Genomic DNA, 24,297 nt, shown 5'->3' with positions numbered 1-24,297 from the left:
AATACTTGCGTGCTGCAAGCAAGTAGTTGGGGACCAAGGAGCGCGCGATGGCTGTGAGCAAGGACGAGGCGAACGACGTCTTCCTCGGGCTCCTGCGCGTCCAGAAGCTCCTCGTCGCGGCCAAGCACACCGCCCCCCGCCTCGAGGACGGCGTGGACGTCACGGCATACCCCGTGCTCTTCGTCGTCGCGGGACAGGGGACCGTGCGCATCTCGGAGCTCGCGACGGCGCTGCACAACGACGTCTCCACCGTCAGCCGTCAGGTCAGCACGCTCGTCGCGGCGGGACTGCTCGAGAAGAGCGCGGACCCCCGCGACGGGCGGGCGTGGGTCGTCTCCCTGACCGAGCACGGCCGTTCGTCACTCGGTCGCATCCAGGACAGCCGCGCCACGTGGTTCCAGGGCCTGCTGTCCGAGTGGGACGGTCCCGCCACCGAGGAGTTCGTCCACCGCCTGCGCGAGCTCGGCGACGCGCTCGATGCCAACCTCCGGGCCCGGGGTGCAGCGCCGCCCCCGATGCCCTTCGACTCCACCAGAGCCAAGACCCAGAAAGAGGACTGACATGTCCGACACCACCGCCGAACCGCCGCGCGTCGACGCGACCGCGGACGCTCCCGCCGGCGCAGGCCCCGACGCTCGACCGGTGCTCTCCCACAAGGAGATCGTCACCATCCTCGTCGGCCTCATGATGGGGATGTTCCTCGCCGCGCTCGACCAGACGATCGTCGCGAGCGCCATGCGTGTCATCGCCGACGACCTCAACGACCTCGCCGGCCAGGCGTGGGTCACGACGGCATACCTCATCACCGCCACGATCACGACGCCGCTGTACGGCAAGCTCGGCGACATCTACGGGCGCAAGAAGCTCTTCATCTTCGCGATCACCATCTTCACGATCGGCTCGATGCTCTGCACGCTGTCGTGGTCGATCCCGTCGCTCGCGGCCTTCCGTGCCGTCCAGGGCATCGGCGCCGGCGGCCTCTTCTCGCTGGCCCTCGCCATCATCGGCGACATCGTGGCGCCGCGTGAGCGCGCCAAGTACCAGGGCTACTTCCTCGCCGTCTTCGGCACTTCGAGCGTGCTCGGCCCGGTCATCGGCGGCTTCTTCGCCGGCCAGGAGACGATCCTCGGCGTCACCGGCTGGCGCTGGGTCTTCCTCGTCAACGTGCCGATCGCCGTCGCCGCCCTCATCGTCGTGACGCGCACGCTGCACCTGAGGCACACGCGCCTCGACCACCGCATCGACTACTGGGGTGCCCTGAGCCTCTCGGTCGCCCTCGTGCCGCTGCTCATCGTGGCCGAGCAGGGCCGCGCGTGGGGCTGGGGCTCGCCGACCTCCATCACCTGCTACGCCATCGGCCTCGCCGGTCTCGTCGCCTTCTTCCTCTTCGAGCGGTCCATGGGTGAGGAGGCGCTCATCCCGCTGCGCCTCTTCACGAACCGCACCGTCGCGTCGTCGTCGGTCGCCTCGGTCTTCATCGGCATGGGCATGTTCGGCGGTCTCGCCGCCATCCCGCTCTACCTGCAGATCGTCAAGGGCTCGTCGCCGACCCAGGCAGGCCTCCAGCTGCTCCCGATGACCCTCGGGATCATGGCCGGCTCGATCGTCTCGGGTCAGCTGATCTCCCGGACCGGGCGCTACCGCCACTTCCCGATCATGGGTGCGGCGATCCTCGTCCTGTCGCTCTACGCCTTCCACTTCGTCGGCGCGGACACCCCGCTCTGGAAGACGATGATCGTGATGTTCTTCTTCGGCATCGGCCTCGGCTTCAACTTCCAGCCGCTGACCCTCGCCGTGCAGAACGCCGTCGACCGCCGCGACATGGGCGTCGCCACGTCGTCCGCGACCTTCACCCGCCAGATCGGCGGCACGCTCGGCACCGCGGTCTTCCTGTCGATCCTCTTCTCGCAGGCCGGCACCAAGATCTCCGAGGCGTTCGCGGCGATCGCCCCGACCCCGGAGTTCCAGGCGGCTCTGCGGAACCCGACCGGGGGCGACCCCGCCGCCAACAAGGCGTTCATCGAGCAGCTCCAGGCCGCGCAGCAGTCCGGCGGCTCGGGTGCGGGCGTTGGCGGCTCGGCCCTGTCGGACAGCTCGTTCATCAACCAGCTCGACCCGGCGCTCGCCAAGCCGTTCCTCGTCGGCTTCTCCGACGCGATGTCGGTCGTCTTCGTCGTCGCTGCCGGTGTGCTCGTCCTCGCGTTCATCGCGACGCTCTTCCTGCCGAACATCGACCTGGGCCCCAAGCCCGGTCAGGCGGCTCCGAAGGACGAGGACGTCGTCGTGGCCCCCGCCGGCCACTGACGCAGCCCCACCCCCTCACCGTCGAGAGGCCACGAACGGCCCCCTGATGGCAGTCGAAAGGCCACCTCCCGACCCCGGGAGGTGGCCTTTCGACGTGGGGCAGGCGGCCACACGTGGCCTTTCGACGTGTCGCGGGCGGCCACACGTGGCCTTCCGACGGGTTTGGGCGGGGGGCGTATGCCGTGGGGCCGGCTCAGCGGAGGTTGTGCAGCTCGCGGCGGGTGAGGAACGCGCGGGTGCCCAGCGCCATGACGAAGGCGAAGCCGCCCGCGATGATCGCGACCCAGTAGCCGTGCTGCGCGCCGACCCGGTCGACGACGGCGCCCGAGACGGCCGACCCCGCTGCGATGCCGATGATGAGGCCGGTCAGCACGATGGTCATGCCCTCGTTGAGCTGCGCCTTCGGCGTGATCCGCTCGATGAGGTTCATCGTGGTGATGAGCGTCGGCGCCGTGGCCATGCCGGCGACCAGCATGAGTCCGGCCAGCGCCCAGAGGTTCTCGGCGAAGAGCACCGGGATCTCGAGGACCGCCATGCCGAGGGTGCCGGCGATGAGCAGCTTGCCGAGGTTGCGACCGTGCGAGACGTGTCCGAAGACGAGTCCCGCGGACGCCGACCCCACGGCATACAATGCGAGGATGGCGCCGGCGGCGCTCGCGGCGCCCGCCTCCTGCGAGACGGCGAGCGTCACGACCTCGTTGACGCCGAAGATCGCGCCGGTCATCACCATGATGAAGGCGAGCGGGATGAGACCGGGCACTCGGTAGGCATGCTCGTCGGGGCGTTCGTGGTGCGGCACGACCGGAGGCTCGGTGGAGCGGGCCGAGATGAAGACGAGGACGCCGACGGTGTAGGCCGCCGTCGCGAAGACGAACCCCGCCTCAGGGAACAGCGTCGTCGAGAGCCAGATGGCGAGCACCGGCCCGATGACGAAGGTGACCTCCTCCATGACCTGCTCGAACGACATGGCCGAGTGCAGGTGCCGGGCGTCGTGGGCGAAGATGTGCGACCAGCGCGCCCGAGCCATCGTGCCGAGGTTGGGGATGGCCCCGCAGAGCGGGAAGGTGATGAAGAGCAACCACGTCGGCCAGCCGCGCAGGGACGTGAGGATCGTCATGACGGCCCAGAAGCCGGACCACAGGAAGAACGGGATCGCGATACGTCGCTGCCCGTAGCGGTCGACCAGGCGACCGATGAACGGGGCGAAGAGCGCCAAGGAGACCATGCCGGCCGCCACGACGGCGCCGGCGAGCTCATAGGAACCGGTGCGCGCCGCGACCATGGCCACGACCGACACGCCGAACATCGAGCCCGCCGTGCGGGCGATCAGCCCGCCGGTGATGAAGACGCGTGCCCCCGGTACCTCGAAGAGAGGTCGGTAGGACGCCAGCACAGGTGCTCCTTCGCGGTGGGGGACGGCCAACTTCCCCATCCTTGCACCACGGCCCCCGACGAGCCGAAATGCCCGATTCGTGGTGAGGCGCGCCTCACACCCCGTGCTTGCGGCGCAGCGACCACATCTGCGGCGAGCGCTCGAGCTCGACGGCGACGTCCCAGGGAAGGCCCCCGGGGGCCGTCTCACGGCGGAAGCTCGCGACCATCCGGCGGGCGAGCGCGGGGTCCTTCGCGACGCGGCCGGCGAGCGCCGTCGCGCGCTCCTGCACGTCGCCGTCGTCGTATGCCGCCCACGCGAGACCCAGCGCGACCGCGCGGTCGCCGTCGACCTCGTCACCGAAGAGCCCGAGGGCCGCGGCCGCCTCGCGCCCGGCGACCCGGTTGATCAGCGTGAAGTGGCCGCCGCCGGGGTGGATGCCGATCTGTGCGAAGCCGGGGAGCAGACGGGCCGTGCGCGACACGATGCGCAGGTCGGTGGCGAGTGCCAGGTTGAGCCCGGCGCCCACGGCGGCGCCGCGCACGGCGGCGACGGTCGGGACCGCGATGGAGCCGATCGTCGTGAACGCGGCATAGACGGTCTCGAGGTTGCGGTAGGCCTCGTCCTCGACGGGGTCGCGGCCGGTGTCGGCGAGGACGCTGCGGACGGCTCCCGCGCAGAAGTGGGCGCCGCCGGTGACGACGACGGCGCCGACCTCGTCGTCGGCCTCGGCCGTGTGGGCGGCGTCGATGAGCTCGCGCGCCATCTCGACGGAGAGGGCGTTGCGCCGCTCGGGGGCGTCGAGGGTGATGAGCGCGACACCGTCGGTCACGTCGTAGCGGATCTCGGTCATGCGTCGGACCTCCTGGGTGTGGCGCGGCCGGTCGTGATGAGGGTCCAGAGGCGGTCGTGGCCGGCGGACGAGGCGAGCGCCGTGAGGGTCTCGTCCCAGTCCTGGAGCGAGCCGTACTCGCTGCGCCGGGCGAGGATCGGGCGGGTCAGGGTGTGCAGCTCGTGCTCGAGGGTCGTGCCGATCGCCCCGAGCGCCTGGTGCGACCCGCGGACGACGACCGACGCGGCGTGCCCGACGCACGACTTCGCGACACCGACGGCGAAGAGCATCCCGGGGTCGCGCCAGTCGGACGCGGCCGCTCGGGCGACGGCTGCGTCGGTGGCGGCCCGGGCGAGGGCCGTCTCGCAGGCGATGTCGGACACGAGGTGCTGCACGGCCTGGAAGCGCCCGATCGGTCGGCCGAACTGCTCGCGGGCGCGGACGTGCTCGAGGACCACCTCGACGACGCGTTCCATGGCGCCGACGACCTGGGCCGAGCGCGCCAGGGCGCCTCGCAGGTGGAACTGCTCGCCGATCGCGTGCGCGACGACGGTGCCACCCTCGAGGTCGTCGAGGTCGAACTCGACCGTGTCACAGGGCTCCCCGGCCAGGTTGCGACGCTCCTCGATGCCGACCCGGTCGATCGCCACATCCGCGACCCGCCACTCGTCGCGGTCCTCCCAGAGCGCCACGATGCTGCTCGCGTCGCGCGCCCACGTGACGTTGAGGGCGACCCCGGACGGGTCGGGACGGCATACGGTCCGCAGTCCGCCGTCGTTGGGAAGGCCGGCCGCCTCGAGGAGCCAGCCGCCGAGCACGTCGTGCTCGGCGAGCGGCACGGGCGCGGCCGCCGCGGCGGCGAGACCGAGCAGGGCTGCGGCATCGACCCAGCCGCCGCCGCTGCCTCCGGCGGACTCGCTGCCCGTGAGGCGGGTCAGGCCGAGGCCCTCGAGCCGCCGCCACAGGCCGCGGTCGAGGTCGACGACGGCAGTGGGCGTGGCGCGCGTGGCGCGGTAGTCGGCGAAGAGCTCGGTGAGGACGGCGACGAGGTCGGGGTCGGGGGTGGTCGGCGCGGCGAGCTCGCGCGGGTCGGTGGCCATCAGCGCATCCCCAGCCCGCGGGCGATGACGCCGCGGAGGATCTCGTTGGTGCCGCCGCGGAGCGTGAAGCCCGGCCGCTGGAGGATCGCCGCGTGCAGGAGCGTGTCGAGCTCCTCGTCGAGGGCCCAGCCGGTCGCGGTCAGGGTGTCGACGTAGTCGGCGATGTCGCCCTCGCCCGTCGTGCCGAGCACCTTGACGACGGCGGCGGCGGTGTCGGCGTCCGCGTGGTTCTCGAGCGCGGTCGACACGGCGAACGACATGTGGTGCAGGGCCGCGAGACGTGCGACGTGGCGTCCGAGCCCGGGGTCCGTGGGAAGGCGTCCGTCGTCCATGGCCTGGGCGGCGGCAGCGAGGAGCTGGAAGGTCGAGAGCACGCGCTCGGGGCCGCTGCGCTCGTGGGCGAGCTCGGAGGTCACCTGCGACCAGCCGTCGCCGATCTCGCCGAGCACGCGGTCGTCGGGGATGAGGACGCCGTCGAGGTGGACCTCGTTGAAGTGGTGGTCGCCGCCCATCGAGATGATCGGGCGGATCGTGACACCCGGCGCGCGGAGGTCGACGATGAACTGGCTCAGCCCGTCGTGCCGGTGGGCCGGGTCGAGCGGCGCCGACCGGGCGAGCGCGAAGAACGCGTCGGCCTCGTGGGCGCCCGAGGTCCACACCTTGGTGCCGGTGAGGCGCCAGCCGCCGTCGACCCGCTCGGCGCGGGTGCGGACGCTGGCGAGGTCGGACCCCGAGTCGGGCTCGCTCATGCCGATGCCGAAGACCACCTCGCCCCGGCTGATCCCGGGCAGGAACGCCTCCTTCTGCTCCTCGGTGCCGTAGCGCAGCAGCGACGGGCCGATCTGGCGCTCGGCGATCCAGTGCGCCGCGACCGGTGCACCGACGACGAGCAGCTCCTCCGTGACGACGAACCGCTCGAGGTACGTGCGCCCCTGGCCGCCGTACTCCGTCGGGATGACCATGCCGAGCCAGCCGCGCCGACCGAGCTCGCGGGTGAAGTCACGGTCCCAGCGGGTCAGCCACGTGTCGACGTGCGGCACGAACGCGCCGGCGGCGACCTGCTCGGCGAGGAAGGCGCGCACCTCGAGACGGAGCTCGGTCAGCGCGGGCAGCTCGCGGGCACCCGGAGGGACGAGACGGGCCGACATGCTCACCTTCCTCACGCGACGTCGCAGCGGTTCGAGCGCCACTCTCCCACACGGTCGTGCGCCCGACCCGAGGCCGTATGCCGTCCGGTCCGGTGCCGTTCGCGACACCCCGTCGCGCACCTGACCCTGCCGCACTCGACGGGTGGGGCAGGGGTCAGAGGCTCGAGGCGACGAGGTATGCGCAGAGGCCGACGATGACGGCGGTGATGAGCACGGCGACCGCCGTGGTGAGGCGGTGGTTGACGAGGACGCCCATGATCCGGCGGTCGCGCGTGAAGATCAGGAGGGGGATCAGCGTCCCCGGCAGCGCGAACGAGAGGACGACCTGGCTCCAGACGAGGGCGTTGGTCGGCTCGACGCCGAGGCCCAGGATGACGAGCGTGGGCACCACGGCGAGCATCCGGCGCAGCAGCGGCGGGATGGGTCGCCGACCGAAGCCCTGCATGACGACGTCACCGGTCTGCACACCGACGAGGGTCGAGGCGAGCCCCGACGCGAGGAGGGCGACGGCCAGCATCGTCGCGGCGATCTGGCCCGTGTTGGCCGCCAGGGCGGCATACGCCGTCTCGATGCTCGCGCCCGCCTCGGACGGGAGCGCCGCGGCGAACACGACGAGGCTGATGTTGGCGGCGCCCGCGATCGTCATGGCGATGACGACGCTGCGCACCGTGCGGCGACCACTGCGCAGCCGCTCGACGTGGCTCGCCTCGGTGCCGTCGTCACGTCCGCGCGACGCGGCCGAGTGGAAGTGGAGGGCGTGCGGCATCACCGTGGCGCCGACGATGCCGACGGCGAGCAGGGCCGCCGACGAGTCGAGCGGGCCGGGCACGATCGAGCGCAGCAGCGCGACCCGGTCGACGTCGGCGACGAGGACCTGCCACAGCAGGGAGCCGATGATGACGACGAGCAGCACGAGCACGACGGAGTCGAAGTGGCTGCGCCCGCGCACCTTGAGGGCCAGGACCACGAGGCTGAAGAGGGCCACGCAGACGGCCCCGGCCATGAGCGGCATGCCGAAGAGGAGCTTGAGCGCGATGGCGCCGCCGACGACCTCGGCGAGGTCGGTCATGATGACGACGAGCTCGGCCTGAGCCCAGAGCAGCAGGCGTCCGACGCCCGGGAAGCGCTCGGCGCTGTGCTCGGCGAGGCTCTTGCCGGAGGCCATGCCGAGCTTGGCGGCGAGGTACTGGATGACCATGGCCGAGCAGCTAGCGAAGACGACGACCCACACGAGGGCGTAGCCGTGCTCGGCACCCGAGGTGATGTTGACGCCGAAGTTGCCGGGGTCGACGTAGGCGATCGCGGCCAGCAGCGCCGGGATGAGGGTGCGGGGCGCGCCGAGGGTGCCGCCGAGCCCGCGCTCCGGCGACCGGTCGTCCACGCGTGGCTGCTGCGCCACTCGCTCACCCATGGGACACAGCATCGAGCCTCCGGGGCACATGCGCCAACTCCCCGGTCTCGAGTGCGACCAACGCCTCACCCGACCGGGCCCCGCCTCACGTGGTCAGCGGGCCGACGCGACCCCGAGGAGGGCGGCGATCCCGAGGGCGCTGCGCGGGTCGTAGGCTGCGGTCCACAGTCCGCCGTGCGCGGCGGCATACGCCTCGTCCTGCCACGCCGTCGGCTGTGCCGGCGAGCCGGTGCGCAGGTCGGCGACGAGGAGGGCGGCCATGAGCGTGTTGGCCGTGCCGGGCTCGAAGACCTCGATGCCGAAGCGGTGCGCGCCGGCGTAGGCGGCGGCGAGCGCACGGTTCTTGACGACCGATCGGGTGCGGGTGGGCGGCGCGACCTTGAGCGACACGAGGCCGCCGTCGGCGCGGTATGCCGTCGCGCGCCACCGCTGGAGACGCTTGGCGAGCAGGTAGTTGGGTCCCTGCTGGAGCACGACGCTGTCGTTGATGCCGGGGTCCTGGCCGGGCACGTAGTTGCGGCGGAGCAGCCGGCCGCCGCTCACCGTGCGCAGGGGCACCCGCAGCACCTTGGACGTCCGCCGGTGGGCGTAGCTGTCGACGGAGCGCTCGACGGCGGCGCCCGGCACGGCGAAGACGTCGGTCGGCGTGGCGAGGAAGGCGAGCGCGACGTCGTCGCGTCCCTTCGCGTCGACGACATGGCGGGTCAGGGCGTCGACCGCCATCGAGACCCGGACGTTGGTCTCACCGTCGGCGTAGACGTAGTTGCCGATCGCCAGCGGGCCGTCCAGGGCCGAGACCCACTGGGTGACGGCGGCGAGGTCGTGGACGAGGTCACCACCGGCCCGGGCGGCAAGCGGCTCGTCACCGGGACGCACCGGCAGCGTGATCGAGCCCGCCAGCCGTCTCGTGTCACCGATCAGCCTGTCCCACAAGTCCTTTCGCGGGAGGTCGACCGCCGCGACGTCGGCGCCCCAGCGGAGCAGCGAACGCAGCGGACCCATCTCGGCGGCCGCGCCGAGCACGACGACCGTGCGGTCGGAGAGGTCGAGCCAGTCCGGGTGGTCGATGACGAGGCCGACCGCCTCGGCGCACGTCGGCTCGATGGTCCCCGCGTCGACCCAGAGGTCGAGACGGCGGCGCAGCGCGTCCCCCGAGAGGCGCTCACCGGCATACGGCACCGAGAGGGTGCGGTCGGGCGCGCCCTCGCCCCGGACGGTCTCGGAGCCCAAGGGGGTCGTGTTCGCCTCGGGCGTGACGGCGTCCTCGAGGAGTCGGTCACCGTCCGGCGTCGCCCAGCGCATCCGCGCGTGCAGCGAGCCGAGCCCGCTCGTGGCGATGGTCTGCGCGGCGCCCGGGACCGCGATCCCCGCCTCGACGAGGCGCCGGAAGTGCGGGAGGTAGCCCTGCCGCCAGTTGGTCTCGCGCTCGGCGGAGGCCGCGCCGACGGGATCGACCTCCCGCAGGGCGTCGGCGACCACGGCCCGCCCGGTGGCGGTCGTGCTGCGGCGTCCGGACGTCGGGTCGAGTGGGAAGACCACTCCGCTGGGGTCGCTCATGGGTCCATCCTGCCGGGTGTCCGGTGCCGCCCGCCGTCGCTCAGCTCTCGCTCAGCTCTCGCTCAGCTCTGGCGGAGCCGCCGGTCGACGACGAGGTAGGACACGCTGGCCGTGGCCAGGTTGCCGGCGCGGTCCCGCACGAAGCACGTGACCGTGTGCGGCCCGAGCCGGCGGGTGTTCGGCGCGCGGCCGCCGTTGCAGCCCTGGCGGGCGACGCCCGAGAGCGCGTCGGTCGCGTGTGGCACGGCGACGACGACCCCGTGACGCGCCACGACCGCTGGGGTGGCGACCGGATCGAGGGTCGGCGGAGTGCCGTCGTAGCGGTAGGAGAAGCCGAGGTAGGACGCCGAGAGGCCCATCCCGTTGACGCACGTCCCAAAGACGGTCAGGGGCACGGCCGAGTCGACGGGATCGACGGATCCGCCCTGGCACCAGTCGATCCCGCTGTCGGGATCCTGCGCGGTCCAGCGGTAGTGAGCCGGCGCGGCATACCACCCGTCGGCGTTCGGGCCGCCCTCGAGACGGAGTCCGCTCGGCGGCGTCGTGTCGACAGCGGCAGCCACGGCCGCCCGCTCGGTGCCGCTGAGTGCGGTCCCGTGGACTCCCGTGAGCCCGAGGCCTCCCCACGTCAGCGCCGCGAGGCCGATGGTCCAGACGAGACCGGATGCCGCGCCGTGTGCTCGCGTGCGACCCATGGCGGACTCCCCCTCCCGGGCGCCGTGCAGGCGCCCACTCATGTGTCTGATGGCCCCGACGCGGGCCTGATACCGGGTCGACCCACATCCACAGGGAAGGCGCGGGACGCGTCGCCACCACGCGACATCGGGACAACGGACGGCGTCGCGCGGGTGGGCCGAGTGAACGGGCCGAGCGCGCCGTCGGTCCCGACCGGGTGTGGTGCACCACTCGGTCCGGCCGGTCCGACCGAAGAGGAGGAGCATGGGGACATGAGCACGAAGACGACTGCCCGCGCGGCAGAGCTGATGGTGGACCGGGCCAACGAGGTCGAGCGCATCACCGGGCTGCGCCGGGAGTTCGCCGACGTCGTCGAGGCGTCGAAGGCCAACATCGCCGACGACGAGCACGACCCCGAGGGCTCGACGATCGCCTACGAGCGCACCCAGATCGGGGCTCTCATCGAGCAGGCGGAGCGACACCTCACCGAGATCGACGCCGCGCTGCAACGCATCACCGATGGCGGCTACGGCCAGTGCGAGGTGTGCGGAGTGGCCATCCCCGACGAGCGGCTGAGCGCGCGGCCCACGGCTCGCACGTGCATCACCCACGCCGGCACGGTCGCCGTGAGCTGACCCACACGTCCGCAGCGGGCCCGCACAGCAGTGAGGGCCCGCGGCCGCGGGCCCTCACTGGGTGCGTGCGTGATCTCCTAGAGCCGTGTCACGGCGCCGGTGCCACCGCGAACGGTGCCGAGTCCGTCGTCGCCACGACGTTCACGGCGCGGACCCTGAAGAACCAGGCCTGCCGGGCGATGTTGCCCGTCGTGTACGTGGTGGCGTTGCCGGGCAGGGCCGCGGACTGGCCGGAGACCGTCGCGAAGATGCTCGACGTGCTCCACTGGACGACGTAGCTCGTCTCGTTGAGGACGTCGCCCCACGTCAGGGTGACGCGCTCGTTGGATCCGGAGCGCACCGCCGTGCCCGCCGCGATCACCGGTTGCCCGGGGGCGAGCACGGGAACCGCCACCGTGTTGGACTGCGCGGACGTCCCGGCCACGTTGACGGCCTTCACCCGGTAGTCGTACGTGTTGCCGAGCGACACCGAGTTGTCGACCATCGTGACGGTGCCCGTGTTGGCCCGAGCGGGCGGAGTTGCGATCTGGGCGAACGCCCCTCCGTTCATCGCCCTCTCGACCACGAAGCCGGACTCGTTCGTCGCGTTGTCACGCCAGCTGAGACTGACCCTCGGACCGGACTGCAGATTGGCGGTCAGGTTCGTCGTCGCCGCGGGCGCATTGACCCCCAGAGTGGCCGACGTCGACTTCGCCGAGAGGCTCGGGAACTCGGCACCGTAGCCGACGGTGTTGAGCGCGACGATGCGGTAGAGGTAGGCCGCTGTCGGGCTCGATGTCGAGTCCGTCAGGGTACGCGTCTGGTGCACGTTGGCCTGGTCCAGCGGGGCTGCGACCGTCCCCACGTCGGACCACGTCGTCCCGTCAGAGGTCCGCTGCACGAGGAACGAGGTCTCGTTGATCGAGTTGTCGTTCCAGGTCAGGGTGACGTGACGGTTGTTGCCGCTGCCCGTGACCACTGCCGCGCCGGTTGACGGCCACGTCACCTTCCTCGGAGACAGGGCGAGCGACTCGGGCCGCATCATGTCCATCTCCTCGTGACTGAGGATGTGGCAGTGGATGACGTACTCCCACCCGAAGTTGACGAGCGAGTTGACGATGGCACCGGTCGGGTTGCCCTGCGGGTCGACGTTGTTGAAGGACGCGGTCGAGCCGAGCGGCATCATCGGGTTGAGCGGCCGGACCGCGTTCGGCACCTCGAAGGGCACCTGTGGGACCACCGGCCGCAGGGCGACGATGGTGTCCTCGAGCGGGCTCATCCGGACGGTGTCCTTCCAGCCGAGCTCGTTCGCGTCCGGCGGGATGATGATGTTGTCCCACGTGACCCGGTTGAGCACCTGGACGTCGTAGAGGTGGAAGTGGATCGGGTGCGTGTCCACGCCGTTGTGGGTGAACCTCCAGATCTGTGTCCCGTCCTTGGCGTCGGTGATCGGGGTGACCTTGACGTCCGCCGGCGGCAGGTTGGTGCCATCGATGAGCTCGGTCGCGGGGTTGGTGTACGGGTACAGCGTCACGTTCTGCGCACCCGGTGTCGGCGGCTGCGCCTCGACGCCGAGATTCGCCTGCATGCGTCCGTACTCGTCGAACGTCGACGAGTTCATCTCGTCGTGGATCGCCTTGGGTTCGAGTCCCATCGTCATCTTCGTGGCGGGCGCAGCGAGGGTGTTGAAGCCGAACGTGCCCGTGTCGTTGACGCGCACGAGGCCGTCGCACTTCTGGACGTTGCCCGTCTTGACGTTGCAGTTGCTGCTGGCGGCGAAGCTCGTGCCGTAGGCCGAGTTGTAGGCCGCCTGCCCGACGATGACGGGGTGCTGGCCCGACTCAAAGACGCCGGAGCCGTTCGCCTGGTGCTTGAAGGCGTTGGCGAGCGCCGTGACGTTGAAGGCCGTCGCCGGGGTCGCCGCCGCGATCTTCACCTGCATGACGGTGCGGGTGTTGGGCCCGTAGCCGGGCAGGACGGTCGGTGCTCCTACGGGACTGAGGTCCGGGCCGCCCGTGTAGTAGTCGTACGACGGGACACGGGCCGGGAAGGCCGCGGGCGCGTCGTTGTAGAGGATCAGGGTCTTGCCCGCGAACTTCGAGAAGTCGACGACGACGTCGGCGCGCTCCGCCGGAGCGAGCAGCAGCGAGTGCTTGTCGACGTTGCCGACGTCGAAGCGCGTCGGGTCGGTGATCCAGGTCGTCGGCTGCTGGCCGTCGATGACCGCCGGCGCGGGCAGGAAGCCACCCTCGCTCGCGATCTGCACCCAGTCGGGGCCGTACGCGTCGTTGTTCGCACCTTCAGGTGTCGGCGACACGACCGGGTCAGTCTGCGCCGCAGCGAGTTCCGCGGCCTTGAGCTTGACCTCGCTCTGCCCGTTGCCGTTGGCCGGGTCCGGGTCGGCCGTGTACCACTGGAAGTTGAAGAACCGGTCGTTCGCGGCGTTGAGCATCCGCATCCGATAGGTCTTCGGCTGCAGGGTCACGGTCGGGTAGGCGACACCGTTGACGATCGGGGTGTCGTTGAACTGCTCCATCCCGGCCGAGACGTTGGGCGTCCCGGGGATCTGCTCCGGCTCGCAGAACGGGTCCGTCCGGTACGTCCACGTCGACGGGTCGTCGAGGTTGCAGGACGGGTCGTAGTACGGGTTCGCGATCGGCCCGTACGTCGTGCCGGTGGCTGGTGGCCAGAACCACGGGCCGTACATCCAGCGTCCGTAGCTGCTCATGCCACCGGCGTCACCCGGGTTCTGGGCGGGCATGTACACGTGGTGATACCAGAAGCTGCCCTTGGTGCCCCACCGTGTGGCGTCCCAGGTCGGGTCCTGGCCGTATGCCGTGATCTTGCCGTTGGCGTCGACCGAGTCCTTGAGCTGCTCGTCCCCGGGCACGACGGTCCGGTCCTGGACGATGAGCGGGAGGGTGTCGGCGGCCGTGGGGATGAGCCCGGCGTTGACCAGGGCCTTCTCCGTGTTGTCGGTGATGGTGTAGCCGGCAGCCTCACCGGCATACACGTTCAGCCGGGTGATCCCCCACGAGTGGTCGTGGTAGAACATCATCCGCGCGCTCTGCTGGTTGGTGTAGTAGAACGTCGAGCACCCGTCGTCCGTCGCCTTGCAGGTCACGGACGCGGGGTCCGCCGGGTTGTCGAGCATGTCGGGCACGTTCTGCACGCTGACGCCCTGCGGCCACGACTTGTCCTCACCGGCGGGGGTGATCCACTGGTGGGGCGTCCCGTCGCTGATCCACGGTGTCGTGCCGCCGTGGAGGTGCAGGGTGGCGCGGTTGTCCTTGAAGCACGCTGAAGCCTTGGGCTCCTGGGTGCACTCGGGGTTGCGGACCTGGTCGGTCACGGTGGCGTCGTCGGTGGGAGCGGCCATGTCCATCGGGCCCATGCCGGAGCCCATCATCGAGCTGTCGGTGGGCAGGAAGAGGTCGCCGTCGGCGCCGGTGGGCAGCAGGTCGCGGAAGACGATGCGCACGGGGCGGTCCTTCGTCGCCGCGATGATCGGGCCCAGCCACTGCGGAGCGGTGACGCCGGTGTAGCCGGAGATCTCCTGCTTGTCACCGTTCTGCAGCTCGTTGAAGAGGGCCACCTTCTGGCCGGGCACCGCGGTGGTCGACAGCTGGACGTAACCGCGCACGAGGGTGGCGGGAAGGTCCGAGGAGAACTTCGTCCGGTACTGCACGAGGCCGATGACGTACTCGTCGGCGACCTTGCCGTTGTATGTCTTTGCCTCCGGGACAGCGAGCGGGATGAACTTGTCGGCGGGACCCATGGCCGCGTCCACGCCCAGCGCCTGGGGGGCGGCGGGGCATCCGGCGCCGGTGGTGCCCGGGTTGCACGCGACCGGCAGGACATCCTGGAACTTCTTGATCCCGGCGGTCAGGTAGCCGCTGCCGCCGTCCGTGAGGGTGATCGACTCGAGCGAACCGACGTCGGTCGTCAGGGTTCCGGTGGCACCCGTGCCGGTTCCGGTCGGGTCCGTCACACTCACCGTCGCCGCGGTGTAGCCGGAGCCCGGGACGTCCACGGCGAGCGCGACGAGCTTGAGCGTCGCGGTCGCGGTGGCGGGGGTCGACCCGCTTATCGGGTCGGAGAGCGTCCCGTCGAGGATCTTGAGACCCGGCGCGGCCGAGTAACCGGAGCCCGGGTCGTCAACGATGACCTTCTGGACCACGCCGCCGACGAGGTCCGCCTGCTCGACGTGACCGGTCGCCCGCGCGCCGCTCGGGTCGTCCGGGAGGTCGAAGAGGACGGTGGGCATGGTGTATCCCGTCCCGCCGTCCGTCACTGCCACGGCGTCGACGCCACCTGAGGGCGTGACCGTCGCGCCGGTTCCGTCTCCCGTCACGGAGGCGGCGAAGCCCGAGTAGCCGCCTCCGGCAGCGGTGACGGATGCCGACACGACCGCGCCGCTCGTCTTGACAGCCGCCGTGGCCGTCGCCTGCGTCCCACCCGAGCTGGTCGGGGCGTTGATGGTGACGGTCGGTGCCGAGTAGTCATGACCGGGCGACGTCAGGGTGATCGCTCCGATCGTACCGTCGGGGTTCACCTGCGCGACGGCGACTGCGCCCGTGCCGGTGCCGCCGTCGGTGATGCTCACCGTCGCGGTCGGCAGCGTCAGCGGGCTGTTGGCCCAGTTCGGCCACGGCCCGAAGTAGTGGGGCACCTTCGAGGCGTCCGTGGAGCCCGTCGGTGGCGACGCCGCCGCGACCGTGGCCGGCACCACCCCCGCCTGCATGCCCAACGCCAGCACCGTCGCGGCACTGGCAATGATCGCCGACAACCATCTTCTCGGACTACTGCTTGGCATCTTCTTCCCCACCTGCCTGTGAAACATCGCATGATCAGCGAATTCACAAAGGCTAGACAGGATCGGGGACGACAATGGGCGCTTCCCGAGCATTGAAAGTGCGAAATCTTTTGCGCCACAACGGATTCCGGAAGTGGACTTCGCCTGTTCTCATTCCAGTGCATTCATGCGCAGAATTGACGAACCGGGACTCTCCACAGGGCCCAGAAGCGGACGAAATCCGCATTCGACGAACAGGTGTGACGAAGCACTCTTCGCCTTTTCGCGCCGCGTGCCCGAACCGGTTCTACCGTCGAAGTATGAGCAGGAACGGATGGACCTTCCTCTCGAACCACGGACATGTCCTGGTCTGCCTTGCGGACGACCCCGACATGCTGCTCAAGGAGGTCGCGTCGAGCGTCGGGATCACCGAGCGGGCCGTCCAACAGATCGTGTCCGACCTCGAGGGCGCACGCGTCATCACTCGGCACCGCGAGGGCCGGCGCAACCGTTACGTGGTGCGCCGTGAGGTGCGCTTCCGCCACCCCCTGGAGGCCGGGCTGCGCGTCGGCGACTTCATCGACCTCTCCCGGCGCCGTCCGCGGCTGCGGATGACTGACGACTCCCCGCACCTCGCCCCCGTGCGCGAGGCCGTGCGCGAGGCCGGGCGCGACGTCCAGTGACGCCTGCGCCGGCGGCAACTCAGCGCTGAGGCCGCTCAGCGCAGGCCGGCGGCAATCCGGTCGAAGGCCTGGTCGATGTTGCGCTCGAGGCGGCCCGAGCCGCCGTTCTGCTGGTGCTCGATGCAGGCGCGCACGGCCGCGATCGCGACGGCGACCGTCAGCCGGGCTTCGAGGGAGACGCCCGGCCGGACGCCGAGACGCCGCTCGAGGGCGGCGGTGAGGGCGTTCTCGATGCGGATGTTGTTGCCGACGAGGGCCGGGGCGAGCGACGGCTCGCCGAGCAGGATGCGGCGACGGCGGGCCCGCAGCTCGCGGTCGATCGACGCCGGCGCGAGCATGCCGGCGAGGATCCGGCGCAGGGACTCGAGCGGCGACTCACCCTCGACGTCCTCCTCCAGCGCGGCGGCATACGCCTCGAGCTCCTCGGCCGTCGTGCCGATGACGGCGGCCTCCTTCGAGGGGAAGTAGTTGAAGAAGGTGCGGGCGCTGACGCCGGCACGGGCCGCGATCTCCTCGGTGGTGACGGCGGCGAAGCCCCTCTCCTCGACGAGGTCGAGGGCGGCGAGGTTGAGCGCGCGGCGGGTCTCGCGCTTCTTGCGCTCGCGCAGGCCGCACGACTCGTCGTTCAGCAGGTCCGTGCTCATTCCCTCATGGTGTCACGTTCAGTGCATGGACTGCAATTTTGCAGTGACTGCACTTTCGGCGTACCGTGAAGGACATGCCACAGAAGACCCAGGGGGTAGCCACGGACACCGCGACCGCAACAGCCAGCTCGACGACCGTCACGAAGGCGCCCGGACTCGACCGCCCGACCCGCAACATCTTCATCGCGCTCATGCTCGGCATGCTCGTGGCGTCGATCAGCCAGACCATCGTCGGGCCGGCCATGCCGCGCATCGTCGCCGAGCTCGGCGGCATCGACCACTACTCGTGGCTCGCCACCGCGGCCATGCTCGTCAGCGCGATCACCGTGCCGATCGTCGGCAAGATGAGCGACCTCTACGGCCGGCGCGGCTTCTACCTCGGTGGTCTCGTCGTCTTCATGGCCGGCTCGATCCTCTCCGGCTTCGCGCAGAACTTCTGGTGGCTCATCGCCGCCCGCGCCATCCAGGGCGCCGGCATGGGCACCCTGATGCCGCTGTCGCAGACGATCATCGGCGACATCATCCCGCCGCGTCAGCGCGGCAAGTACCAGGGCCTCATGGGCGGCGTCTTCGGCCTCGCCTCGATCCTCGGCCCGCTCGTCGGCGGCTTCGTCACCGACAACTGGGGCTGGCGCTACCTCTTCTTCATCACGTTGCCCATCGGCGTCTTCGCCTTCTTCGGCATCAGCCGCTTCCTCCACCTCGAGCACACGCCGCGCGAGACCGTCGTCGACAAGGCCGGCATCGTCGCCCTGTCGATGACCCTCATCCTGCTGCTCGTGCCCACCTCGCTCGGCGGCACGACGCTGGACTGGGGCTCCCCCGCCATCATCGGCATGTACGCCGCGGGCATCATCATGCTCGGCGTCTTCATCGCCATCGAGCGCAGGGCCGTGGAGCCGGTGCTGCCGCTCCGCCTCTTCAAGAGCCCGCTCTTCACGCTCTCCAACATCGCGGCCTTCATGGTGTCGGTCATGATGTTCGGCGCGATGATCTACCTCCCGGTCTATGCGCAGGGCGTCCTCGGGGCCTCGGCCACGAACTCCGGTCTCATCCTCATGCCGATGTCCGTCGCCATGATCGGCCTGTCGATCATCTCCGGCCTCGTCATCACCAAGACCGGCCGCTACAAGCTCCAGACCATCGCGGGCATCCTCATCATGGGCGTCGGCTTCTGGCTGCTGACCCAGCTGCACTACGGCTCGAGCCAGACCGAGCTGACGCTCTCGATGATCGTCTTCGGCATCGGCCTCGGCATGGCGCTGCAGGTCTTCACCCTGATCATCCAGAACTCCTCGCAGCGCAAGGACCTCGGCGTCGCGACCGCGTCGACGCAGTTCTTCCGCAACGTCGGCTCGACCGTCGGCACGGCCGTCTTCGGCACGATCATGACGAGCGGCCTGGCCGGCAACATCGCCTCGCACCTGCCCGCCTCCGTGGTGCAGCAGCTGCAGGCCTCCGGACAGCAGGTCAGCGCCGGCTCGGTGCTCGACCCGTCGGCCCTCGCGAAGCTGCCCCCGCAGATCGCGACGGGCGTCCAGCAGGGTCTCGCCGACTCGCTCCACACGGTGTTCGTCTGGGGTCTCGTGCCCTTCGCGCTCGCCCTGCTCGCCGCGCTCTTCATCAAGGAGGTGCCGCTGCGCGACACCGTGCACACGCCCGACGAGGCCGGCATCGAGCTGCTCGACACGATGTCGCAGTCGGCGCCCGACGACGAGCTCAAGGTGCCGCTGGGCCGTGAGGCCGGCAACACGCGTACGCACGAGAGGCTGCTCGGGCTGCGCCTGGGCCTGCTCGCCGACTCGGCGCTCCGGGCCGACCGTCCGCTGCTGACCCGGGCGGTGACGCACCTCGGCGAGGGTGACCTCGACGCCGGTGCGGCCCTGCTGCACCGCACGTCGCGGATGCTGACCACCGAGGACACGGCGCTCGTCGCCGAGACCGAGCGGTTCGCCGTCGAGGTCGCGGCCCGGGCCAAGGTCCCCGGCGGCATCCTCGACGAGGCGCTCAAGCGCGAGCTCGCCACGGCCGTGGCCGAGCGCGACGCCCGCACGGTCCTGACGATCGTCGAGCCGACCGTCGCCGAGCGCCACGAGGCGGTCGACATCCGCCTCCTCTCCGCCGTCGGTGACGACCTCACCGCCGCCTACCTCGTCGACCGGCAGAACGCCAGGGTCACCGAGCAGGTCGAGGCCTCGGTGCGCTGACCGCGCGACGCACCCGACCTACCCCGTCGAGAGGCCACCAGTGGCCGCCTCCGACACATCGAGAGGCCAGTTCTCCTCGCCGAGAGCTGGCCTCTCGGCTGCCTCCGGGCCGTCCGACGTGCCCTCTCGACGGTCGGGAGCGAGATGGCGTATGCCGGTCGGCCCGCCACGCTGGGAGGTGGCCGCGCGCTCGGGTGCCGGCCACGCCGCATACGGTGTCGGGATGAGCAAGGTAGCCCTCGTCACCGGCGCGTCCTCCGGCATCGGCGAGTCCATCGCCGTCCACCTCGTCGAGTCCGGGTGGACGGTGTATGCCGTCGCCCGCCGGGTCGAGCGCATGGCCGCGCTCGAGTCCCGCGGCATCATCCCCTTCGCGATGGACGTCACGGACGACGCGTCGATGGTCGCCGGCATCGACCGGATCATCACCGAGCAGGGGCAGGTCGACGCCCTCGTCAACAACGCCGGCTACGGCTCCTACGGCCCGGTCGAGCACGTCCCGATCGAGGAGGCGCGGCGTCAGTTCGAGGTCAACGTCTTCGGGCTGGCGCGGCTGACGCAGCTCGTCACGCCGCACATGCGCACCCGGCGTCGCGGCCGGATCGTCAACATCTCCAGCATCGGCGGCAAGATCTACGAGCCGCTCGGCGCGTGGTACCACGCGACGAAGTTCGCGGTCGAGGGGTTCAGCGACAGCCTCCGCATCGAGCTCGCGCCGTTCGGCATCGACGTCGTCATCGTCGAGCCCGGCCCGATCATCTCGGAGTGGAACACCATCGCCCGCGAGAGCATGGTCGAGCGGTCCGTCGGCACGGTCTACGAGGACCTGGCGCGCCGGATGGCAGTCATGTTCGAGCGGGTCGACACCCCACGGATGAGCTCGGGACCCGAGGCCGTGGCCGAGAAGGTGCTCAAGGCCCTCGAGGCCGCCAACCCGGCCGCCCGCTACCCGGCGGGCAAGGGCGCACGTGCCATCGTGACCGCCCGCCGGCTCCTGCCCGACCGCGCGATGGACGCCGTCATGAGGCGCGCCGTCTCCGGCTGACCCGACACGCCCCCCTCTCAGATCGAAAGGCCACGAACCGGGACCGGATCGTGGCCTTTCGACGGTTGGACGGGTCAGCCCCAGACGAGGGCCTGGGCGGGGTCGGCGAGGATGGCTGCCAGGTCGGACAGGAAGCGGCTGCCGAGCTCACCGTCGATGAGACGGTGGTCGAAGCTCACCGCGAGCTGCGTGACGTGGCGGATCGCGATCTCGTCGTTGCCGTCGGCATCCGTGACGACCCACGGCTGCTTGCGGATCGCGCCGAAGCACACGATCGCCGACTCCCCCGGGTTGATGATCGGGGTGCCACTGTCGACGCCGAAGACGCCGACGTTGGTGATCGTCATCGTGCCGCCGGACATCTCCGCCGGCTGCGTGCGGCCCTCACGAGCCGTCGCCGTGAGCTGGCCGATGGCCTGCGCCAGCTCGAGCATCGTCATGGCGTGGGCGTCCTTGATGTTCGGGACGATCAGGCCACGCGGGGTCGCCGCGGCGATGCCGAGGTTGACGTAGTTCTTCTGGACGATCTCCTGGGCGGCCTCGTCCCACGTCGCGTTCATGCCCGGGTTGCGCTTGACCGCGAGGACGAGCGCCTTCGCGAGCACGAGCAGCGGCGTGACCTTGACGTCCGTGAACTCGCGGCTGCCCTTGAGGCGGTCGACGAGCTCCATCGTCTTCGTGACGTCGATGGTGATCCACTCGGTGACGTGGGGCGCGGTGAAGGCAGAGCCGACCATCGCCTGCGCCGTCATCTTGCGGACGCCCTTGATGGGCGTGCGCTCCTCGCGCTCCCCCGAGCCGAACGGCGTACGCGGTGCCACCGGGGTCGTGGCGACCGGCGCGGCCGAGCCGGCCTGTGCCGCAAGGCCGTTCATGGCAGTTGCGCTGACGTGGTTCGTGACGTCGTCGCGCGTGATGATGCCGTCGACACCGGTCGGCGTGACCGACGCGAGGTCGATACCGAGGTCCTTGGCGAGCTTGCGCACCGGCGGCTTCGCCTTGGGGCGCCCACCGGCCGCACCGGCGCCGGTGACGGCCGGGGCCGGCGACTCGACCCGAGCGGCCGGGGCCGCCGGCTCGGCGACCGGCGCCGCCGCCGCGACCTGCTCGGTCTCGGTCGGCGCGGCAGCCACCGGAGCGGCAGCCACCGGTGCGGCAGCCACGGGAGCGGCAGCCACGGGAGCGGCAGCGCCAGCGCCCTTGCGCGCGCGACGGGCCGTTGCACCGGCCTTCGCGCCGTAGCCGACGAGGATCGCCTCGGAGGCCCCCTCGGCAGCGGCCGCCTTCTCGCCCGGGATCGACGGTGCGGCTGCAGGAGCCTCGTCGCCGCCCTTGCCGTCGTCGATGGAGATGATCGGCGTGCCGACGTCGATGGTCTGGCCGACCTCGACGAGCAGCTCCTTGACGGTGCCGGCCCACGGGATGGGCAGCTCGACGAGCGACTTCGCGGTCTCGATCTCGAGGACCATGTCGTTGACCTTCACGGTGTCGCCGGGCGACACCTTCCACTCCACGATCTCGGCCTCGACGAGCCCCTCACCGGGGTCGGGCAGGTTGAACGTCTTGATTGCCATGTGTCGCAGCCCTTCTCAGTACGCGAGCGCGCGGTCGACGCCGTCGAGGATGCGGTCGAGGTCGGGGAGGAACTCCTCCTCCATCCGGCTCGGCGGGTAGGGGATGTTCGCGCCGGCGACCCGGATGACGGGTGCCTCGAGCTCGTAGAAGCACTGCTCCGTGACCTGCGCCGAGATCTCGGACGCCATGCCGAGGAAGCTGCTCGCCTCCTGGACGACGACGAGGCGGCCGGTCTTGCGCACCGACGCCACGATCGTGTCGATCGGCAGCGGCGAGAGCGAGCGCAGGTCGATGACCTCGATGCTCGTGCCCTCGGCCTCCGCGGCGGCGGCCGACTCGAGCATCGTCTTGACGACGGGGCCGTAGCCGAGCAGCGTCACGTCGGTGCCCTCACGCAGCACGTTGGCCTCGAAGAGGCCGCGCGGCGCGGTGGTCGCGGTCGTGTCGTACTCGGCACGGTCGTGGTAGCGGCGCTTGGGCTCGAAGAAGATGACCGGGTCGTCGCAGGCGACGGCCTGCTGGATCATCCAGTGGGCGTCCTCGGGGTTGCTGCACGTGACGACGCGCAGACCCGCCGTGTGGGCGAAGTAGGCCTCGGGGCTCTCGGAGTGGTGCTCCGGGCTGCCGATGCCGCCGCCGAACGGGATGCGGATGACCATCGGGATCTTGACCGCCCCGAGGGCGCGGGCGTGCATCTTGGCGACCTGGCTGACGATCTGGTCGAAGGCCGGGTAGACGAAGCCGTCGAACTGGATCTCGCAGACGGGGCGGTAGCCGCGCAGCGCCATGCCGACCGCGGTGCCGACGATGCCGGACTCGGCGAGCGGGCTGTCGATGACGCGGTCCTCGCCGAAGTCCTTCTGCAGGCCCTCGGTGATGCGGAAGACACCACCGAGCTTGCCGATGTCCTCACCGATGAGCACGACCTTGGGGTCGGCCTCCATGGCCTTGCGCAGGCCGTTGGTGATGCTCTTGCCGAGCGTGACCTTCTCGAGCTGGCCGGCCATCAGTTCGCCTCCTCGAAGCTCGCCTTGTAGGCGAGGTAGGCGGCACGCTCCGCCTCCATGACCGGGTGGTCCTCGGCGTAGACGTGGTCCCACATCGTCTCGCCGGCCATCGTCTCCATCGTGACGCAGCCCTCGCGCAGCTCGGCGGCGAACTGGTCGGCCTCCTCGTCGATGCGGACGAAGAAGGCCTCGTCGGCCATGCCCTCGTGGGCGAGGAGGGTCTTGAGGCGCAGGATCGGGTCGCGGAACTTCCACTCCTCGACCTCGGCCGAGACGCGGTACTTCGTCGGGTCGTCGGCCGTCGTGTGCGCACCCATGCGGTAGGTGTAGGCCTCGATGAGGAGCGGGCCGTTGCCGTTGCGGGCCTCGTCGAGGCAGTGCTGCGTCACGGCGTACGTCGCGAGGATGTCGTTGCCGTCGACGCGGACGCCGGGGAAGCCGAAGCCGCGGGCCCGCTGGAAGAGCGGGATGCGGGTCTGCTTCTCGACGGGCTCGGAGATGGCCCACTGGTTGTTCTGGCAGAAGAAGACCACGGGGGCATCGAAGCTCGCGGCGTAGACGAACGCCTCGTTGACGTCGCCCTGCGAGGAGGCGCCGTCGCCGAAGTAGCAGATGACGGCCGTGTCGCGGTCGGGGTCGCCGGTGCCGACGTTGCCGTCCATCCGCACGCCCATCGCGTAGCCGGTGGCGTGCAGCGCCTGGGCCCCGATGACGATCGTGTAGAGGTGGAAGTTGTTCTCCTGCGGGTCCCACCCACCCTGGCTGACACCGCGGAAGAGCTGCAGCGAGCTCTGCGGGTCCATGCCGCGCACGAAGCCGACGCCGTGCTCGCGGTAGGTCGGGAAGACGAAGTCGTGCGGCCTGAGGGCGCGACCGGAGCCGACCTGGGCGGCCTCCTGGCCGAGCAGGCTGGGCCACAGACCGAGCTCGCCCTGGCGCTGGAGGGCGTAGCCCTCGGCGTCGAGCCGACGGATGAGGACGAGGTCGCGGTAGAAGCTCCGCAGGTCCTCGGGCGTCAGGTCCGCGACGTACTTGTCGTAGTCGGGATGGGACACGCGCTGACCCTCGGGGGTCAGCAGCTGGATCATGTCCGGGCCACCGTCGCCGACCGCGGGGGTCGGCTCCTGCAGCTCGGCGACAACCTTGTCGCTCACTGGGGCTCCTTCGCCGGTGAGACCGGCCTACTCGTTCGGCCCGCAAACGGGGGTCACCCGCTCGTCGGCTTCTGGGGGCGCAGGCCGCCGTTCGTGACGACGGACACGTGCTTGGTCCTCGACCCGGAACTTACCGGAGAGCCCTGCGAATCTCACAATGCGGGACGGTCGTGC

At 70.6% G+C, this 24,297-nt stretch carries 19 protein-coding genes; 7 read left to right on the top strand and 12 right to left on the bottom strand.

Annotated features, from left to right (window positions below):
• Positions 1–47: 47 nt before the first annotated feature.
• A complete protein-coding gene (locus ASG96_RS00675; protein WP_056755957.1) occupies positions 48–560 on the top strand; it encodes a MarR family winged helix-turn-helix transcriptional regulator in 513 nt (170 codons plus the stop codon).
• A gap of 1 nt (position 561) precedes the next feature.
• Positions 562–2,304, top strand: coding sequence for an MDR family MFS transporter (locus tag ASG96_RS00670; protein ID WP_056755953.1), 1,743 nt, complete (start codon positions 562–564; stop codon positions 2,302–2,304).
• A gap of 193 nt (positions 2,305–2,497) precedes the next feature.
• Here the strand turns inward: ASG96_RS00670 and ASG96_RS00665 are convergent, their stop codons facing one another.
• From ASG96_RS00665 to ASG96_RS00635, 7 genes are all read right to left on the bottom strand, one after another.
• Entirely contained in the window at positions 2,498–3,727 is a 1,230-nt protein-coding gene (locus ASG96_RS00665; RefSeq protein WP_235509009.1) for an MFS transporter, read from the bottom strand.
• Between the two features lie 64 nt (positions 3,728–3,791).
• On the bottom strand, positions 3,792–4,529 hold the full coding sequence (locus ASG96_RS00660) for an enoyl-CoA hydratase-related protein (protein WP_056755948.1): 738 nt from the start codon (positions 4,527–4,529) through the stop codon (positions 3,792–3,794).
• The gene (locus ASG96_RS00655) at positions 4,526–5,608 is read right to left on the bottom strand and encodes an acyl-CoA dehydrogenase family protein (protein WP_056755946.1); all 1,083 of its coding nucleotides are present in this window, start codon (positions 5,606–5,608) and stop codon (positions 4,526–4,528) included. Before ASG96_RS00655 ends, ASG96_RS00660 begins: the two co-directional genes overlap by 4 nt.
• A complete protein-coding gene (locus ASG96_RS00650) occupies positions 5,608–6,756 on the bottom strand; it encodes an acyl-CoA dehydrogenase family protein (protein ID WP_057586690.1) in 1,149 nt (382 codons plus the stop codon). Before ASG96_RS00650 ends, ASG96_RS00655 begins: the two co-directional genes overlap by 1 nt.
• A gap of 154 nt (positions 6,757–6,910) precedes the next feature.
• Positions 6,911–8,167 carry an Nramp family divalent metal transporter gene (locus tag ASG96_RS00645; RefSeq protein WP_235506564.1) on the bottom strand — a complete coding sequence of 419 codons (1,257 nt, stop codon included), beginning with the start codon at positions 8,165–8,167 and terminating at the stop codon, positions 6,911–6,913.
• Between the two features lie 93 nt (positions 8,168–8,260).
• A complete protein-coding gene (locus ASG96_RS00640) occupies positions 8,261–9,724 on the bottom strand; it encodes a hypothetical protein (RefSeq protein WP_057585956.1) in 1,464 nt (487 codons plus the stop codon).
• Between the two features lie 62 nt (positions 9,725–9,786).
• Positions 9,787–10,419 carry a hypothetical protein gene (locus ASG96_RS00635; protein WP_057585954.1) on the bottom strand — a complete coding sequence of 211 codons (633 nt, stop codon included), beginning with the start codon at positions 10,417–10,419 and terminating at the stop codon, positions 9,787–9,789.
• Between the two features lie 252 nt (positions 10,420–10,671).
• Here ASG96_RS00635 and ASG96_RS00630 point away from each other — a divergent pair, with 252 nt between their 5' ends.
• Entirely contained in the window at positions 10,672–11,034 is a 363-nt protein-coding gene (locus tag ASG96_RS00630; protein WP_057585952.1) for a TraR/DksA C4-type zinc finger protein, read from the top strand.
• Positions 11,035–11,122: 88 nt separating this feature from the next.
• Here the strand turns inward: ASG96_RS00630 and ASG96_RS00625 are convergent, their stop codons facing one another.
• Positions 11,123–15,685, bottom strand: a complete 4,563-nt coding sequence (locus ASG96_RS00625; protein WP_235509008.1) for a multicopper oxidase domain-containing protein — start codon at positions 15,683–15,685, stop codon at positions 11,123–11,125.
• A 13-nt stretch (positions 15,686–15,698) separates the two neighbouring features.
• Between ASG96_RS00625 and ASG96_RS23925 the strand changes: the two genes are divergently transcribed.
• A complete protein-coding gene (locus tag ASG96_RS23925; RefSeq protein ID WP_235509007.1) occupies positions 15,699–15,851 on the top strand; it encodes a hypothetical protein in 153 nt (50 codons plus the stop codon).
• A gap of 277 nt (positions 15,852–16,128) precedes the next feature.
• Positions 16,129–16,491 carry an AsnC family transcriptional regulator gene (locus ASG96_RS00620; RefSeq protein WP_200958603.1) on the top strand — a complete coding sequence of 121 codons (363 nt, stop codon included), beginning with the start codon at positions 16,129–16,131 and terminating at the stop codon, positions 16,489–16,491.
• A 35-nt stretch (positions 16,492–16,526) separates the two neighbouring features.
• On the opposite strand, the gene ASG96_RS00615 is transcribed toward ASG96_RS00620, so the two are convergent.
• Entirely contained in the window at positions 16,527–17,135 is a 609-nt protein-coding gene (locus ASG96_RS00615) for a TetR/AcrR family transcriptional regulator (protein WP_057585950.1), read from the bottom strand.
• Positions 17,136–17,209: 74 nt separating this feature from the next.
• Between ASG96_RS00615 and ASG96_RS00610 the strand changes: the two genes are divergently transcribed.
• Complete coding sequence (locus ASG96_RS00610) at positions 17,210–19,342, top strand: MDR family MFS transporter (protein ID WP_057586686.1); 2,133 nt, start codon at positions 17,210–17,212, stop codon at positions 19,340–19,342.
• A 223-nt stretch (positions 19,343–19,565) separates the two neighbouring features.
• A complete protein-coding gene (locus ASG96_RS00605; RefSeq protein WP_056756431.1) occupies positions 19,566–20,387 on the top strand; it encodes an oxidoreductase in 822 nt (273 codons plus the stop codon).
• A gap of 74 nt (positions 20,388–20,461) precedes the next feature.
• Here the strand turns inward: ASG96_RS00605 and ASG96_RS00600 are convergent, their stop codons facing one another.
• Genes ASG96_RS00600 through pdhA form a run of 3 tightly spaced genes read right to left on the bottom strand, consistent with a single transcriptional unit; the run spans position 20,462 to position 24,123 of the window.
• Complete coding sequence (locus ASG96_RS00600; RefSeq protein WP_057585948.1) at positions 20,462–21,961, bottom strand: dihydrolipoamide acetyltransferase family protein; 1,500 nt, start codon at positions 21,959–21,961, stop codon at positions 20,462–20,464.
• A gap of 15 nt (positions 21,962–21,976) precedes the next feature.
• Positions 21,977–22,969: an alpha-ketoacid dehydrogenase subunit beta gene (locus ASG96_RS00595; protein WP_056755926.1), complete on the bottom strand. Its 993-nt coding sequence runs from the start codon at positions 22,967–22,969 to the stop codon at positions 21,977–21,979.
• A complete protein-coding gene (gene pdhA / locus ASG96_RS00590; RefSeq protein WP_056755923.1) occupies positions 22,969–24,123 on the bottom strand; it encodes a pyruvate dehydrogenase (acetyl-transferring) E1 component subunit alpha in 1,155 nt (384 codons plus the stop codon). The genes ASG96_RS00595 and pdhA overlap by 1 nt, the downstream gene beginning before the upstream one ends.
• Between the last annotated feature and the right edge of the window lie 174 nt (positions 24,124–24,297).

This window comes from Terrabacter sp. Soil810 (assembly GCF_001429645.1).
Taxonomy (GTDB): Bacteria; Actinomycetota; Actinomycetes; order Actinomycetales; family Dermatophilaceae; genus Terrabacter.
The sequence above is the reverse complement of the archived record's forward strand: the minus strand, read 5'-3'. Positions and strand labels throughout refer to the sequence as shown.